Source organism: Amycolatopsis sacchari (assembly GCF_900114035.1).
Classification (GTDB): Bacteria; Actinomycetota; Actinomycetes; order Mycobacteriales; family Pseudonocardiaceae; genus Amycolatopsis_E; species Amycolatopsis_E sacchari.
In genome coordinates this window covers 1-16,064 of the sequence record NZ_FORP01000038.1, presented here as the reverse complement: position 1 = coordinate 16,064, position 16,064 = coordinate 1, and the positions used below count along the sequence as shown (strand labels likewise).

General features: G+C 72.7%; 14 protein-coding genes. 5 read left to right on the top strand and 9 right to left on the bottom strand.

The genetic code is table 11. The annotated features are described in order from the left end of the window. Positions 1-57: 57 nt before the first annotated feature. Complete coding sequence (locus BMZ92_RS34375; protein ID WP_091516448.1) at positions 58-873, top strand: lysophospholipid acyltransferase family protein; 816 nt, start codon at positions 58-60, stop codon at positions 871-873. Here BMZ92_RS34375 and BMZ92_RS34370 read toward each other — a convergent pair. Next, on the bottom strand, positions 870-2,222 hold the full coding sequence (locus tag BMZ92_RS34370; protein ID WP_091516445.1) for an LLM class flavin-dependent oxidoreductase: 1,353 nt from the start codon (positions 2,220-2,222) through the stop codon (positions 870-872). The two genes, BMZ92_RS34375 and BMZ92_RS34370, sit on opposite strands and share 4 nt — an antisense overlap. Further along, positions 2,219-3,499: an MFS transporter gene (locus BMZ92_RS34365; RefSeq protein WP_218153607.1), complete on the bottom strand. Its 1,281-nt coding sequence runs from the start codon at positions 3,497-3,499 to the stop codon at positions 2,219-2,221. Before BMZ92_RS34365 ends, BMZ92_RS34370 begins: the two co-directional genes overlap by 4 nt. 87 nt (positions 3,500-3,586) lie before the next feature. On the opposite strand from BMZ92_RS34365, the gene wrbA reads away from it, so the two are divergent. Continuing rightward, entirely contained in the window at positions 3,587-4,201 is a 615-nt protein-coding gene (gene wrbA, locus BMZ92_RS34360) for an NAD(P)H:quinone oxidoreductase (RefSeq protein WP_091516513.1), read from the top strand. Positions 4,202-4,254: 53 nt separating this feature from the next. Then, positions 4,255-5,241, top strand: coding sequence for an EamA family transporter (locus tag BMZ92_RS34355; RefSeq protein WP_218153606.1), 987 nt, complete (start codon positions 4,255-4,257; stop codon positions 5,239-5,241). On the opposite strand, the gene BMZ92_RS34350 is transcribed toward BMZ92_RS34355, so the two are convergent. The 7 genes from BMZ92_RS34350 to thyX all read right to left on the bottom strand — a co-directional run bounded on the left by BMZ92_RS34350 (position 5,193) and on the right by thyX (position 13,828). Next, positions 5,193-6,854 carry a substrate-binding domain-containing protein gene (locus tag BMZ92_RS34350; RefSeq protein ID WP_245783424.1) on the bottom strand — a complete coding sequence of 554 codons (1,662 nt, stop codon included), beginning with the start codon at positions 6,852-6,854 and terminating at the stop codon, positions 5,193-5,195. The two genes, BMZ92_RS34355 and BMZ92_RS34350, sit on opposite strands and share 49 nt — an antisense overlap. A 109-nt stretch (positions 6,855-6,963) precedes the next feature. After that, positions 6,964-8,670, bottom strand: coding sequence for an RNase J family beta-CASP ribonuclease (locus BMZ92_RS34345; RefSeq protein ID WP_091516441.1), 1,707 nt, complete (start codon positions 8,668-8,670; stop codon positions 6,964-6,966). Next, complete coding sequence (gene dapA / locus BMZ92_RS34340) at positions 8,667-9,680, bottom strand: 4-hydroxy-tetrahydrodipicolinate synthase (protein WP_091516440.1); 1,014 nt, start codon at positions 9,678-9,680, stop codon at positions 8,667-8,669. The genes BMZ92_RS34345 and dapA overlap by 4 nt, the downstream gene beginning before the upstream one ends. A 130-nt stretch (positions 9,681-9,810) precedes the next feature. Continuing rightward, a complete protein-coding gene (locus BMZ92_RS34335; protein ID WP_091516438.1) occupies positions 9,811-11,262 on the bottom strand; it encodes a serine/threonine-protein kinase in 1,452 nt (483 codons plus the stop codon). Between the two features lie 77 nt (positions 11,263-11,339). After that, positions 11,340-12,578, bottom strand: a complete 1,239-nt coding sequence (locus BMZ92_RS34330) for an Nramp family divalent metal transporter (protein ID WP_177228999.1) — start codon at positions 12,576-12,578, stop codon at positions 11,340-11,342. 102 nt (positions 12,579-12,680) lie between these two features. Next, on the bottom strand, positions 12,681-13,079 hold the full coding sequence (locus BMZ92_RS34325; RefSeq protein ID WP_091516435.1) for an ACT domain-containing protein: 399 nt from the start codon (positions 13,077-13,079) through the stop codon (positions 12,681-12,683). Further along, positions 13,076-13,828, bottom strand: coding sequence for an FAD-dependent thymidylate synthase (gene thyX / locus BMZ92_RS34320; protein WP_091516434.1), 753 nt, complete (start codon positions 13,826-13,828; stop codon positions 13,076-13,078). Before thyX ends, BMZ92_RS34325 begins: the two co-directional genes overlap by 4 nt. Before the next feature lie 88 nt (positions 13,829-13,916). On the opposite strand from thyX, the gene BMZ92_RS34315 reads away from it, so the two are divergent. Beyond that, positions 13,917-14,444 (top strand): toxin-antitoxin system HicB family antitoxin, encoded by a 528-nt coding sequence (locus BMZ92_RS34315; RefSeq protein ID WP_091516431.1) that lies wholly within the window; start codon positions 13,917-13,919, stop codon positions 14,442-14,444. Between the two features lie 2 nt (positions 14,445-14,446). Then, a complete protein-coding gene (locus tag BMZ92_RS34310; protein WP_091516428.1) occupies positions 14,447-15,349 on the top strand; it encodes a DUF4097 family beta strand repeat-containing protein in 903 nt (300 codons plus the stop codon). Positions 15,350-16,064 lie beyond the last annotated feature (715 nt).

The window sequence follows — 16,064 nt, the reverse complement described above, 5'->3', positions numbered from 1 at the left end:
ATCGGCGCACCAGTCCCATCCGCCACTCGCGACCCAGTGCGAACTTTCGCATCTGACATGCTCTGCGTCATGGTCGCGTTGCGAGACGGAGGAAACCCGAGGCCGCCGGCGATCTGGCGGACGATGTCGGCGCTGGACACGGGCCTCGTGCACCTGGTGGGCAGGCTGCGGGTCACCGGCGGCATCCCCCGAGCCCTGCGGGGCAGGCCGCTGCTGATGGCGGCCAACCACATCGGCGTGTTCGACGCGTTCGTGCTGATCGCCGCGTGCCAGCGGCTCGGGTTCGCGCCGCGGTTCCTGCTGGCCGGCGGCCTGCTGGACGCGCCGGTGCTCGGGCCGGCGCTGCGGGCGAGCGGGCACCTGCGGGTCGACCGGGGCAAGGCGACCGCGGTCGAGCAGTTCGCGCAGGCGGTCGAGGCGATGCGCACGACGACCAGCCCGATCATCGTCTACCCCGAGGGGCGGATCAGCCACGATCCCGGTCTGTGGCCGGAACGCGGCAAGACGGGTGCGGCGCGGCTCGCGCTGGCGGCGGGCGTGCCGGTGGTGCCGATCAGCCAGTGGGGCGCGCACGAGGCGGTGTACTGGGGCACGGAGAAGGTCACCGGCCCGGCGGACCTGCTGCCGCTCGCGCGGTCGGGGTTCACCGCTCCCCTGCGCCGCCCGACGTTCAAGGTCCACTTCGGCGACCCGGTGGACCTCTCCGACGTGGACCCCGAGCGCCCGGGCGCGGGTGTCCGGGCGCACGCGAAGATCATGCGTGCGATCACGGCGGGTCTCGTGCCGCTGCGGGCTTCGGAACCGGACCGCCCCCGCTTCCACGACCCGACGCGCCCGACCGACACCGTCAGCCCCTGGCGGCCCGGGGCCTAACGCCGGTAAGACGCTCCAGGGTGGGGCGGGGCGAGGCGCGGGCCGGGGAAGCCGAGCCGCTCCCGCAGCGTCGGCCCCTCCGGGGCTTCGGGCACCCGGCCCCGGCGCCGCAGCTCCGGGACCACCCACCGCGCGAAGTCCGCGAAGGTGCCGGGCGTCGTGACGTACGCGAGGTTGAAGCCGTCCACGTCGGCCTCCTCCACCCAGCGCTCCAGCTCGTCCGCGACCTCGCCGGGCGACCCCGCGAACACCGGGCCACGGCCGCCGAGGCCGATGAACTCCGCCAGCTCCCGCGGCGTCCACGCCCGGTCCGCCGTCGTGAACGACGCCAGCGCCGAGCGGTTCGCGTTCGAGTCGGCGTAGGTCAGGGGCTCGTCCAGCGCCAGCTCGGACAGGTCCACCCCGGTCCAGCCGCCGAACAACGCGAACGCGCCCGGCACGCTGACCAGCTCCTGGTAGGACCGCAGCTTCGCCTGCGCTTCCTCACTCGTCTCGGCGACCACGGGCGTGAGCATCGTGAACACCTTGACCGAGCGCGGATCCCGCCCCTGCTCCGCCACCGCGGCCCGCAGCGCGTCCACGGACTTGCGCACGACCTTCGGCGACGGCCCGGACACGAACACGGCCTCGGCGTGCGACGCGGCGAACTTCAGCCCGCGCTTGGACGCGCCGGCCTGGAACAACACGGGCGTGCGCTGCGGCGACGGCTCGCACAGGAACGGCCCCGGCACGCTGAAGTACTTGCCCTTGTGCCCGACGTCGTGGACCTTCGCCGGGTCGGTGTACACGCCGCGCCCGACGTCCCGCACGACGGCGTCGTCCTCCCACGAGCCTTCCCACAGCTTGTAGCAGACCTCGACGTACTCCTCGGCGATGTCGTACCGCTCGTCGTGCGGGATCTGGCTGTCCAGACCGAGGTTGCGGGCGGCACTGTCCAAATAGGACGTCACGATGTTCCACGCCACGCGGCCGTCCGTGAGGTGGTCCAGCGTGGTCAACCGCCGGGCGAGCGCGTACGGCTGCTCGTACGTCGTCGAGATCGTGACCCCGAAACCGAGCCGCTCGGTCACCGACGCCATCGCGGAGATCGCCATCGTCGGGTCGTTCACCGGGAACTGCGCCGCGTCGGCGACCGCGGCGTCCCGTGAGCCGCCGTAGACGTCGTACACGCCCAGCACGTCGGCGAGGAACAACGCGTCGAACCCGCCCTGGTCCAGCAGCTTCGCCAGCTCCAGCCAGTGCCCGAGCTCGCGGTAGCGGTGCCCCTGGTCCTCGGGGTGCCGCCACAGCCCGGCGGACTGGTGCCCGGCGCAGGCCATGTCGAAGGCGTTCAGGTGGATCCTGCTCATTTCGCGGTCTCCTCCGCGTAGAACGCCGACGCGAACGTCAGCACGGCCAGCACTCCGAAGTAGACCACGATCAACCACGTCCCGCCCGAGACCAGCAACGCGGCCGCGATCAGCGGGGCGAACCCGCCGGAGAGCACGGCGCCGACCTGGTAGCCCAGCGAAGCGCCGCTGTACCGGACGCGCGTGCTGAACAGCTCGCCGAACCACGCCGCCTGCGGCCCGTACATCGCGTCGTGCACCACGTTCACGCCGAACACGATCGCCAGCACCACCAGCAGTTCCGAACCCGAGTGCGCGGCGAGGAAGAACAACGCCAGCGCGAGCACCCCGGCCGCCGCGCCGAACAGGTAGAACGGCCTCCTGCCGTACCGGTCCGACAGGTGCGCCCACAACGGCGTGCTGATCAGCCCGAGCGCCGAAGCGACCATCACCGCGACGAGCCCGACCTGGTTGTGCTTGCCGAACGTGCCCTGCAGGTACGTCAGCGAGTACGTCGTGAGCAGCACGTACAGGGCGATCTGCGACAGCCGCAGCCCGGTCGTGAGCAGCACGTTCTTCGGCTGCGTGCGCAGCACCTCCAGCACCGGCAGCCGCGCGAGGTCGTCCCGCTGCTTGAGTTCGCGGAACTCGGGCGCGTCCTCCAGCCGCAGCCGCACGACGAGCCCGATCGCCACCAGCACGAAGCTCAGCAGGAACGGCAGGCGCCACGCCCACGACACGAACACGTCGTCACCGGCGAAGGCCCGCACCCCGGCGTAGATCCCCGTCGCCAGCAGCATTCCGGCCGGGGAGCCGACCTGCGTGAAGCTGCCGAACAACCCGCGCCGCCCGGCGGGCGCGTGTTCGACGGACAGCAGCGCGGCCCCGCCCCACTCGGCGCCGACGGCGAGCCCCTGCAGCACCCGCAACACCACGAGCAGCGTCGGCGCGAGCACCCCGACCTGCGCGAACGTCGGCAGCGCCCCGATCGCCGTGGTCGCCAGGCCCATCAGCAGCAGCGCGCCGACGAGCATCGTCTTGCGGCCCACGCGGTCGCCGAGGTGCCCGGCGATGACGGCGCCGACCGGCCGTGCGCCGAACCCGGCGGCGTAGGTGGCGAAGGTCGCGAGCGTGCCGGCGGTGGGCGAAATCGTGGGGAAGAACAGAGGTTTGAAGACCAGAGCCGTGGCAGTGGCGTACAGGTAGAAGTCGTACCACTCGATCGTCGTGCCGATGGCGCTGCCGACGGCGGCGCTGCGCGCGGTGGTCCGCGGCGGGGCTGGGGTGAGTGTGGTCACGCTCTCGCACGGTAGGTCCCGTTTCCCGTACCGAACAGGCTGTTCCATATTTTGGGAGCCCTGTCGAAGATCGCTAGGGTGGGCGGGGTGAGCACACGCATCCTCGTGGTCTTCTACAGCGCGACCGGCAACACCGCCAAGCTCGCGGAGGCGCTCGCCGGCGGCGCACGTGACACCGGGGCCGACGTCCGGGTCCGCACGGTCGCGGAAACCGCGCCGCCGCAGGCGATCGCGACCAACCCGCGCTGGCAGGCCTACGTCGACTCCGGGCCCCACGCCGAACTCGCCACGCTCGACGACCTGGAGTGGGCGGACGGGCTCGCGGTCGGCAGCCCGACCCGGTTCGGCGGCCCGGCGGCCCAGCTGAAGTCCTTCTTGGACACCACGGGTGGCCTGTGGGCGCAGGGGAAGCTCGCGAACAAGGTGGCGACGTCGTTCACCACCGCGTCGACGGCCCACGGCGGACTGGAATCGACGCTGCTGGCCATCAACAACATCTTCTACCACTGGGGTGCGATCGTCGTCCCGCTCGGTTACGCCGAGCCGCACCTGCTGCAGTCGGGCAACCCGTACGGCGGTTCGTTCGTATCCCGCAAGTCCGCCGAGCCCGGCGACGAGGCGCTGGAAGCCTTGCGCATCCAGGGCACGCGCCTGGCGACCGTGACCGGGTACGTGGCGCGCGGGCTCGCCGGAGATCACTGAGGCAGCCGGAAAACAAGAGGTTTTCCCGGCGTGGACGACCTAGCCTCGGTCGTGTGTCACTGGAACTACCCGCCGTACGCCCGCAGCGGATCTCGTCCCGCGGCCGCGGCACCGCGTTGATCCTCGTTTCCTCGGTCTGCTTCGGCAGTTCCGGCACGATAGCCAAACCCGCGATGCTCGCGGGGTTCTCGCCGGAACAGGTCGCCGCCGCGCGGATCGGGCTCGCCGCGGTCGTCCTCGTCGTCGCCGCCGCGCTCTTCCGCCCGCGCCTGCTGCGGGTGCGCCGCGCGGAGTGGCCCGTCGTGCTGGGGTACGGGATGCTCGGCGTGGCGGGCGTGCAGCTGTGCTACTTCGTCGCGGTGGGACGGTTGCCGGTGGGCATCGCGATCCTGCTCGAGTTCACCTCGCCCGTGCTGATCGCGCTGTGGACGCGGTTCGTGCGCGGGGTCCGGCTGAGCCGCGTGATGTGGCTCGGCATCGGGCTCGCGATGCTGGGGCTGGCGCTGGTCGCCGAGGTGTGGGAAGGGCTGAGCCTCGACGCGGTCGGGCTGCTCGCCGGGCTCGGCGGGGCACTGTGCTCGGCGGCGTACTTCCTGCTCGGCGAACACGGCGCGGCCACCCGCGACCCGCTCGGGCTCGTGCTGTGGGGCATGGTCGTCGGCGCCGTGGTGGTGTGCGCCGTGTCCCCGCCGTGGCGGCTGTCGGGGCTCGACGCGGTGACGGACTTCGGGCCGTGGCACCCGCCGGTGTGGCTGCTGCTGGTGGCGGTGGCCCTGCTGTCGACGATGTTCGCCTACGGCCTGGGCACCAGCGCGCTGCGGTACCTGCCCGCGGCGGTCGCGTCGGTGCTGGGGCTGCTGGAACCGGTCATCGCGACGGCCAGCGCGTGGGCGCTGCTCGGTGAGGCGCTGAGCTGGGTGCAGCTGGCCGGCGCGGTCGTGCTGCTGGGCGGTGCGGCCCTCGTGCAGTACGTCCACAGCAGACAGAGCGGTCAGGCGCAGCCCGCCGTGGGGCAGGAGAGCCCGGCGAGCGCGCCGTAGAACACGTCGGCGATGTGCGCCGGGTCGGGGGCCACGAACGTCCGCCCGCCGGTCGCCGCGGTGATCGCGTCCAGCTCGGGCACGTCGATGTCGGTGCCGAGGCCGATGGCGATCACCGGCAGTGGCCGCTTCGGGTCCTGCAGGCTCCGCAACTGGTCCAGCAGCTGGTCGCGGCTGATGCCGTGCGGATCGGAGTTGCGCCCGTCGGTCATCACGATCACCAGGTTGAGCCGCCCGGGCTCCCAGTCCTGGCGGGACTGCCGGTAGGCGGCGAGCACGGTGTCGTACAGCCCGGTCTGGCCGTTCGGCGTGGCCCGCAGGTCCCGCAGCCGCTGGGCGGCCCCGGCGGCGAGCTGCGCGCTGACCGGCGCCATCGGCAGGACCTCGCGGTAGTCGCGGTCGCCGTCCAGCTCGGTCGCGAAGATCCACGTGGCCGTCTCGGACGTGGGTTTGAACAGGTCGAGCGCCCGCGCCGCGGCGTCGACGGTCAGCTGCATCCGCGTGCGGCCACCGGAGTCCGGCACGACCGCGTTCATCGACCCCGACACGTCGATCAGGACGCGGGCGCGGGAACTGGTGTTGATCTTCGCCCACTGGCCGAGCAGCGCGTCGAGCACGTCGTCCGGAGGCAGCGACGCCAACGGCTGCGTCCGGGCGGACACGTGTTCGTCGCCGAGGTGCCCGTACAGCATGCGGCCGTCCGGGGTGCGCACGCCGACGTCCGCCAGCGCGGCCTGGCCGTCCGGTTCGAGCAACGCCCGCAGCAGCTTCGCGGCGGCCTCGCGCTGCGCCTGCCCGGCGTTGCCCAGCACCGCGAACGGGTAGTCCAGCGACGGCACCGGCTGCGGCGCGTACAACGCCACCAGCTGCGCCGGCGTCGCGGTGACGCCGGCGCGCGCGTTGTACCGCAGCACCGAGGTTTCCGACGCGGGGAAAGCGCTTACCGGCTGCCGCGAACTGCCCGCGCCGGGCAGCCTGGCGTACAGGTCCGCCACGGCGGGCAGCGTGTTCGGCGCCAGCCTGCGCATCGTGGCGGCCACTTCGGACGGTTGGGAAAACGCTTTCGAGATGCCCAGCAGCGCCGACACCCCCGCGGGGTCCGTCCCGGGGTCCGGCAGCCCCAGCGGCGTTCCCGACGCCAGCAGCTCCGGCCAGTCCGGCTGCTCGTCCGGCCAGCCGAGCGACCGCGCGACCTCCTCCGTCACCGCGAACACGACGGGCGAGTTGGCGACCGGCGAACCGGACTCCGGCACGTCCGCGGCCCCGGCCGCCTTCGCGCGGCGCAGCCGCAACGTCGAGTCGGGGATCCAGACGTCCGGCCGCTTCGTCCCGTCCGCGACGGTCAGCGACGAGGCGACGGCGGCCGGATCCCGCTCCTCGACCTCGAAGCGGAAGCACTGTCCATCCGCGACTGTCCGCCCGATCCGGTCCACCGCCGCCGCCAGTTCCGGCGCGACGGCGACGCGGACGGCGTCCTCCCCGGCACAGCCGGGTTGCTGGGTCGCGCGCTCCACGACGACCCAGCCGGTGGTGCCCAGTACCAGGACCGCCGCGGTGGCGGCGAGCACCAGGGGCACGCGCCGCCGCCCGGTGGCAGGCTCGTGTCGCCCCACCGGTATCGCCTCCTGCAACTCGAGTTCGGCTACAGGTTAGAGCGAAAATCGATCAGCACAGGCGCCACCGGGAGGAGCGGGGACTCCTCCGTTCGGCTCAGAGTTCGGCTCAGACCGGGATCACGGTGGGCACGATCATCGGCCGGCGGCGGTAGGTCTCGGCGACCCACCGGCCCACGACGCGCCGCACCGCCTGCGCGATGCGGTGGCTTTCCGTGATGCCCTCGGCCTCGGTGCGCGACAGCTCCATCTCGACCAGCGGCACGACCGCGTCGAGCGCCTTCGGGTCGTCGGAGAACCCGCGCCCCGACACCGTCGGCGTGCTCACCGCGCGGCCGGTCGTCGAGTCCACAGCGACGGTGATCGCGATGAACCCGCCCTCGCCCAGCACGAGCCGGTCCGAGAGGGTGGACTCGCCGACGTCACCGACCGACAGCCCGTCCACGTACACGTGCCCGACCTCGACACGCCCCGTCGTCCGGGCCCGGCCGTCCACCAGGTCGACGACCACGCCGTCCTCGGCGAGCACCACGTTCTCCGGCGCCACCCCCGTGCGCACGGCCAGCGCCGCGTTCGCCCGCAGGTGCCGCCACTCGCCGTGCACCGGCATGACGTTGCTGGGGCGGATCGCGTTGTACAGGAACAGCAGCTCACCGGCCGACGCGTGCCCGGACACGTGCACCTTCGCGTTGCCCTGGTGCACGACGTGCGCGCCCAGCCGGACCAGGCCGTTCACGACACCGAACACGGCGGTCTCGTTGCCCGGGATCAGCGAGCTGGCGAGCACGACGGTGTCCCCGGCGCGGATCGAGATCTGCCGGTGCTCGCCGCGCGCCATGCGCGACAACGCCGACAGCGGCTCGCCCTGCGAACCGGTGGACACGAACAGCACCTTCGTCTCGGGCAGGTTGACGGCCTCGTCGAGGTTCATCAGCAGGCCCTCGGGGATGTTCAGCAGCCCCAGGTCCGCCGCGATGCCCATGTTGCGCACCATCGAGCGGCCCACGAACGCCACGCGCCGCCCGTGCCGCACCGCCGCGTCGAGCACCTGCTGCACGCGGTGCACGTGGCTGGCGAAGCACGCCACGATGACCCGCTGCGTGACCTTGCCGATCACGTCGTCGAGCACCGGGCCGATGTCGCGCTCCGGCGTGACGAACCCGGGCACCTCGGCGTTGGTGGAGTCGATGCACAGCAGGTCGACACCCTCGTCACCGAGCCGGGAGAACCCGGCCAGGTCGGTCAGCCGCCCGTCGAGGGGCAGCTGGTCGAGCTTGATGTCCCCGGTGTGCAGCACGACCCCGGCGGGGGTGCGGATCGCGACCGCGAGCGCGTCCGGGATGGAGTGGTTGACCGCGAAGAACTCCAGCTCGAACGGCCCCACCGTGCGCCGCTCGGCCTCGGTCACCTCGATCAGCTTCGGCCGCTGCCGGTGCTCGCGGCACTTCGCCTCGAGCAGCGCGAGCGTGAACCGCGAGCCGTAGACCGGCAGGTCGGGACGCATGCGCAGCAGGAACGGCACGGCACCGATGTGGTCCTCGTGCCCGTGGGTGAGCACGAGCGCGTCGATGTCGTCCAGCCGGTCCTCGATGGCGCGGAAGTCGGGCAGGATCAGGTCGACGCCGGGCTGCGCGTCCTCGGGGAAGAGCACCCCGCAGTCCACGATGAGCAGCCGCCCGGCGTGCTCGAAGACGGTCATGTTGCGGCCGACCTCGCCGATGCCGCCCAGCGCGACCACGCGCAGGGCACCTTCGGGCAGGGCGGGCGGCGGGTTCACCGGGCCTGGCCCGGCGGGTTTCGGAGAACTTGCAGTCACCTAGGAATGATCCCAACGCTGGTATGGGTGGTCGGCGCGACGTAGGCCGCGGCCGAGTCCGCTTGCGCGACCCTCGAACTGTGCCAGTCCTGGCCGTGCGACTCGTCGAGGGGGACCCCCGCCTGGGCGAGGTCGCCCGCGATGGCCTCGATCTGCTCCGGCGAGGCCGGGACGATCGGCAGCCGCGGGTCACCCGCGTCGTGGCCGCGCAGGCGCAGCGAGGTCTTCGCGAACACGACCCCGCCTACCCGCGACATCGCGCGGTAAACGGGCAGCATGCCGCGGTGGTTGGTGCGCGCGGTGGAGGTGTCCCCGCTGTCGTAGGCGTCGAGCATCGCGCGGATGCGGCCCGCGACGACGTGCCCGATCACGCTGACCACGCCGGTGGCGCCGACCGACAGCCACGGCAGGTTCAGCGCGTCGTCGCCGGAGTAGTAGGCCAGGTGCGTGTTGGCGATGACCTCGCTGCCGGCCAGCAGGTCGCCCTTGGCGTCCTTGACCGCGAGGATCCGCGGGTGCTCGGCGAGGCGGAGCAGCGTGTCGACCTCGATCGGCACGATCGAGCGCGGCGGGATGTCGTAGAGCATCACCGGCAGCCCGGTCGCGTCGGCGACGGTCGTGAAGTGCGCGTACAGCCCCGCCTGCGAGGGCCGCGAGTAGTAGGGGGTGACCACCAGGACGCCGTGCGCGCCGGCCTTCTCGGCCTCGCGCACCAGGTGCACGCTGTGCGCCGTGTCGTACGTGCCCGCCCCGGCGACGACGGTCGCCCTGTCCCCGACCGCCTCGACGACCGCGCGGATGACGTCGGCCTTCTCCTCGTCGGAGGTGGTCGGGCTCTCCCCGGTGGTCCCGTTCACGACGAGCCCGTCGTTGCCCAGTTCCACCAGGTGCTCGGCGAGCTCCCCGGTGCGCTTCAGGTCCACCGCGCCGTCGGCGTCGAACGGGGTGACCATCGCGGTGAGCACGCGCCCGAACGGCCTGCCGGGCGCGGCGGTGGGTGGAGTGGACATGCTGTTGACGGTACCTCTTCCGCGCCGGTATCTCCGCGACGACCTGCCGGTTCGGCATGATCGGCAGGCGGTGTCGCCCTCCTGCCGGAGAATCACCGGCGGCGCTGTGCCCCGGCGGGAACTTCTGCGGCTACTCCAGTGGCGTGGAAACGGCTCCGGTGAAGGCCTCCGGCTTGCCCGCGAGGCAGTAGACCTTGCGCACGGGCTCGCCGGAGTAGCTGTTCTCGCTCTGCGTCTCCCACGCCTGCCGTGACGGGACGAGCGCCTGGTAGGTCAGGCCTGTGCGGTCGCGGACGGCGTTGGAGTGGAAGGTCATCGCGCAGCGCGCCTCGGCCCACTCCCGCAGCTTCTCCGGGTACCCGGCCTTGACCGCGTCGGAGTCGTTGGAGCCGTAGGTGGTGGCGGTGTCGTAGAGCTCGGCGAAGTGCAGTTCCTTGCAGTCCACCCAGTCGTCCTGCGCGACGCCCGCGCCGCTGAGCGGGATCTTCAGGCACGGGTAGCTCGACGAGACGACCAGCGCGGGCACGTCGCCCCCCGAGCCGTAGGTCTGCGTCGGGCGCATCGCCGGGTCCGGGTCCGGGGTGGCCCACCGGTCTCCGAGCACGAACCCGCCCGCGAGCAGCAGCACCGCCGCCACGACGGCCGCGATCCACCACGGCCTGCGCTTGGCCGGCGCGGCCGCGACCTTCGTCGGCACGGGACCGGACCACGCCGGCGCGCCGTGCGGCGGCGTGGGCTGCGCCGCTTGTGGCGTGGCGGCCAGCGAGAGCAGCTGGTGCGCCTGGTCGGCGGAGATCCGCGCCTGCGGGCTGGTGATCAGCAGGCCCATGATCGCGGCGGCCAGCGGGCCCCGCACCCGCGTCAGGTACGGCACCTCGTGCAGGATCGCGTGCAGCGTGGCCGCGGTCGTGGGCCGGTCGAACGCGAGCGCGCCCTCGGCGGCGAAGAACAGCGTCGCGCCCAGCGACCACAGGTCCGAGGCGGGCAGCGCCTCCTCCCCCGCGACCCGTTCCGGCGCCATGAACGCGGGCGAGCCGATGATCATCCCGCTGGTGGTCAGCCGCGGGTCGTCCACGGCCTGCGCGATGCCGAAGTCGGTCAGCTTCACCCGCCCGTTCGGCGCGACCATGATGTTGCCCGGCTTGACGTCGCGGTGCACGATCCCGGCGCCGTGCGCGGCCTGCAGCGCCGTGAGGACCTGGCGGCCGATCTCGGCGACCTGGGCGGGCGGCAGCGGCCCCTGGCGGCGCACCAGCTCGGCGAGCGTGGGCGCCTCGACCAGCTCCATCACGATGAACGTGCTGCCCTGCTCGGCGACGACGTCGAACACCGTGACCACGGCCGGGTCGTTGAGGCGGCCGCCGGTGCGGACCTCACGCAGCACGCGCTCGCCGAACACCGTGTCCTCGGCTCCGTCCGGCAGCCGCAGCTCCTTGATCGCCACGTGCCTGCCGATCACCCGGTCCTCCGCGCGCCAGACGACCCCCATGCCGCCGCGCCCCAGCTCCGCCAGCAGCGCGTACCGGCCGGCGACCAGCCGGGGAGCGGGCTGGGTGGCCTGGGTCGTGTACTCGGAGGTCACGGGGTTGCGCCTTTCGTCGGGATCGGACAACCGGATGCTAGTCCGACCCGCCGGGCGCCCCGGTGGTTCCCGCTTGGTCAGCCCGCGAACGTCAGGTAGACCAGCACCACGTTGAGCACGCTGATCACCCCGGCGATCGCCCACGCCAGCACCGTGGTGACGCGGTGGTTGGCCGACTCGCCCATCAGCCGCCGGTCGCCGGTGATCCGCACGAGCGGGACCAGCGCGAACGGGATGCCGAACGACAGCACCACCTGGGAGATGACGAGCGCGCGTGACGGGTCCACCCCGATCGCGAGCACCACGATCGCCGGGGTGAGCGTGATCAACCGCCGCAGCAGCAACGGGATCCGCTTGCGCAGCAGGCCCTGCATGATCATCGCGCCCGCGTACGCGCCGACCGACGTGGACGCCAGCCCCGACGCGAGCAGCCCGACCGCGAACAGCAGCGCCATGCCGCCGCCCAGCAGTTCGCCGATCGCCGAGTGCGCGCCCGCGATCGAGTCCACATCGGACCGGCCGCGCAGCACCGTCGCCGCGAGCAGCACCATCGACAGGTTCACCGCGCCCGCGAGCAGCATCGCGAGCGTGACGTCCAGGCGGGTCGCCCGCAGCAACGTGGTGAGCCTGCCGTCGGTGGCGCGGCCGTGCCGGTCGCGGGAAAGCCCGGAATGCAGGTAGACCGCGTGCGGCATGACAGTGGCGCCCAGCATCGCGGCGGCGATCAGTACGCTCTCGGTGCCGTCGAACCGCGGCACCAGCCCGCCCAGCACGCCCGTGCCCGACGGCGGTTCGACGACCACGCTCGCCACGAACCCGATCGCGATCACGGCCAGCAGCCCGGTGATCACGCGCTCGAACGGCCGCTGCCCGCGCTTGTCCTGCACCAGCAGCAGTCCCATCGACACCACGCCGGTGATCACGCCACCGACCAGCAGCGGCAGGTGGAACAGCAGGTTCAGCGCGATCGCGCCGCCCACGACCTCGGCGAGGTCGGTGGCGATCGCGACCAGTTCGGCCTGCCCCCAGTACGCCAGCCGCCCGGCGCGCGGCATCCGCTCGCGGATGGCTTCGGGCAGCGACAGCCCGGTGACGATGCCGAGCTTCGCCGACAGGTACTGCACGAGCCCGGCCATCAGGTTCGCCGCGAAGATCACCCAGACCAGCAGGTAGCCGAACTGGGCCCCGGCGCTGATGTTCGACGCCACGTTGCCGGGGTCGACGTAGGCGATGGCGGCGACGAACGCCGGGCCCAGCAGGACCGAGCCCGCCCGCACGCGAGCCAGCTTCGGCCGCACGGTCTCCGCCAGCGCCATGCCGTCCACCTCTCGCTTGCAGTGGTCCTAAATCAAAGTTTAGGCACGCCGAACTTCTGAGTTCAACCCAGATGAGAGGAGTGTTACCCGAAACGGACTCGGTTATGCCGGGAGGTGCACCTCGTGCCCGGCCGACGTCAGCGCGGCCTTGGCGCGCGCCAGGTCGGACTCCTTGACCAGCACGTGCTCGGTGTCGAAGGTCGAGAGCGTCACCAGCGGCACCCCGGCGGAGGCCAGCTCGTTGGTCAGCGCGGCGATCACCCCGGTCAGCGTGAAGGCCAGCGGGCCGCGCACGGTCAGCAGCCGCCAGCCGCCCTCGACCTGCGCGCCCTCCGGCACCTCGTCGACCGGGCACACCACGGACAGCTCCTTCGCCGTGCGCGTCACCGAGGCGAACGCGGTCCGGCCCGGCGCCAGCAACGCGGCGGGCACCACGGCCTCCGCGCCCAGGCGCGCCACGGCGTACTCCCCCGGCTGGAGGTCGATCGCGAGGCGCTTCACCCTTCCAGCACCTTCGGGCTCGACGCGACCTCGGTGCCGTCCGGCAGGGTCGAGATCGTGAAGTCGGCGAAGACGTTCGCCGCCACCTTCTGCAGCTGCCGCAAGCATTCCACGGCCAACCCCCGGATCTCGACGTCGGCGTGCTCGGTGGCGCGCATCGCGATGAAATGCCGCCAGGCGCGGTAGTTCCCGGTGACCACGATGCGGGTTTCGGTGGCGTTGGGCAGCACCGAGCGGGCCGCCTGGCGCGCCTGCTTGCGGCGGAGCGTCGCGCTCGGGGCCTCGGCGAACTTCTCCTCCAGCCCGGCGAGGAGCTCGGTGTAGGCGTCCACGCTGGCCTGGGTGGCCTTGACGAACTTCTCGTGCAGCTCGGGGTCGTTCGCGATGACGTCCGGCTCGACGAACGCCGCGTCCCGCTCCGGCACGTACCGCTGGGACAGCTGGGAGTACGAGAAGTGGCGGTGGCGGATCAGTTCGTGCGTCAGGGAACGGGAAATCCCGGTGATGTAGAAGCTGACGGAGCCGTGCTCCAGCACCGAGAGGTGGCCGACCTCGATGATGTGGTCGAGATAGCCGGCGTTGGTCGCGGTCCTCGGGTTCGGCTTGCCCCACGACTGGTAGCACGCCCGGCCGGCGAACTCCGCGAGCGCCTCGCCGCCGTCCGCGTCGGTGGACCACGGCACGTCCTCCGGCGGGAAGAACTCCGTCTTCGCGATCAACTGCACCCTCGGCGCGACGGTTCCGGCCATGCGCACTCCTTCCCCTCTTCGAGATCGAGCCTAGCCGTCCGCACCGCGACACCTTGACTGACACCATTCGTGGTGTCATGGTGGTGTCATGGATTTGTCGCCTTACATCAACAACCTCCGTGAGGACCTCAGCGCGACGGCCTCCGCGGGAGACGAGAACACGCGTCGCGCGGCCGCCGTGCTGTCGGCGGCGCTGGAGCCGGCCGTGCGGCTGGCGCTGATGAACGCCCTGTCGGACCTCGCCGCCGAGGTCACGACGCAGCTGCCGGACCAGGTCGTCGAGGTCCGGCTCGACGGGCGGGACGTCCGGGTCGTCGTCACGGGGACCGGCACGGGTGAACGGGAGGGCGGGCCGGTGCCACCGCCCCCGCCACCACCGCCGCCCGCCCCGGAGGGGGACAACAACATCGCGCGGATGACGCTGCGCCTGGTGGAGCAGATCAAGGGCCAGGCGGAGCAGGCGGCGGCCGCGCAGGGGGTTTCGCTGAACACGTTCATCTCGCAGGCGGTGCAGGGTGCCTTGCACGGCACGTCGCACCTGCGTGGCGAGTCGCAGAGCAAGCCGGCGCGGGGCGAGCGCAGCGACTCGCACCTGCGTGGCTGGGTGAGGGGTTGAGCATGGGCGAGCAGCCGGGGGGCGAGCTGATCCGCACGGAGACGTTCGACGCCGAGGGTCCGCTGGACCTGGACGTGAGCGTGCCGCTGGGCCGGGTCGAGGTCGAGTTGACGGAGACGGCGGAGGCCGTCGTCGAGGTCCGGCACGCGCCGGACGAAAGCGAGCCGTGGGCGCAGGGGGTGTCGAGCCTGCTGAACTGGTTCAACGACCAGTTCGGGGACCAGTTCGGTGGTGCGCAGCTGCGGGGTGGCGCGAAGGAGGCGGTCGAGCAGACGCGGATCGAGCTGACCGGGAAGCGGCTGGTGGTGCGCGCGCCGAAGGCGTTGCCGCTGCGGAACCAGCCGCTGGCGGTGAAGCTGCGCGTGCCGACGAGTTCGACGCTGGAGGTGCGTGCCGGTTCGGCCGACGTGCGGGTGACCGGGACGTGTGGCCGGGCCGATGTCGCGACCGGTTCGGGCGAGGTGGCGCTGGACCGGGTGGAGGGCCCGACGAACGTGCGGACCGGCTCGGGTGCGATCCGCCTGGGGCCGGCGTTGTCGGGGCTGCAGCTGCGTTCGGGCAGCGGCGACGTGGAAGCCGCATCGCTCGACGGCTCGGCAACGCTCGTGACCGGAACGGGCGACGTGTGGCTGGGTGCGACGACGGGGAAGGTCCTGGCGCGCAGCGGCAGCGGCAACCTGTCGGTGGCGGAGGCGGTGAGCGGTTCACTGGAGCTGATCACCGGCAGCGGGGACATCCGCGTGGCGATCCGGCCCGGGGTGGCCGCGGAGGTGGACCTGTCGAGCTCGAGCAAGGTGACGAGCGAGCTGGAGGTGTCCATGGAGCCGCCCGAGGGCGAGGTCCCGCTGACCATCCGCGGCCGGACGGGGCTGGGGAAGGCAGTCCTCACCCGCGCGACCGCGTAGCGGTCGGGGGGGCGCCGGGCCGGGGACGGACGGCACGGCGGGGGGTAGGGGCGCCGGGCCGGGTCGGATCGGACGGCGCGGCGGGGTTGGGAGGCGGGCGCCGGGGACGGGCGGGGGCGCCGGGGCCGGGGACGGTGGCCAAGCCACGCGGTGAGGCGCCGGCCGAAGCGGGGCAGCGACGCACGGCGGACGGCGCGGCGAGGGTTGGGACGGACGGTGCGGCGGGGTTGGTCGGGGACGGACGGCGCGGCGGGGGGTTGGGTCAGGCGCCGGGGCGGGTGCGGTGGGCCGATCTGGCGATGGGGCTGGTCGCGGCCCGCCCGGCGGAGCAGGACTCGCCACGGCGGAGCGGAGCCGGTGGCGGCCCGCACGGGCGGTCGGGCGTGGCGGCTAGGCCAGGCGGGGCTGGAGCAGCGGCGGGCCAGGCCCGTGGCGGCCCGGTCCGGCCGGACCCGGCGGGGCGGGGCGGGCGGGTGTGACAGCCAGCGGCCGGTCAGTCGTGTGGGCCAGTGCGCAGCGGGCAGGCAGCGGTGGGGCGCGGCGTGGCGCGGCGGTCGGGCGTGGCAGCTGGCGACGGGCGGCGCGGCGAGTCGGGACGGGGCCGCTTCGCGTGGAGGCGGCTAGGTCATGTCTGACAATGTTGTGGTCCAGGTGATGACGGCGTGCAGGAGGATGGCTGCTCGGTAGACGGTGGCGAGTTTGTCGTATCGGGTGG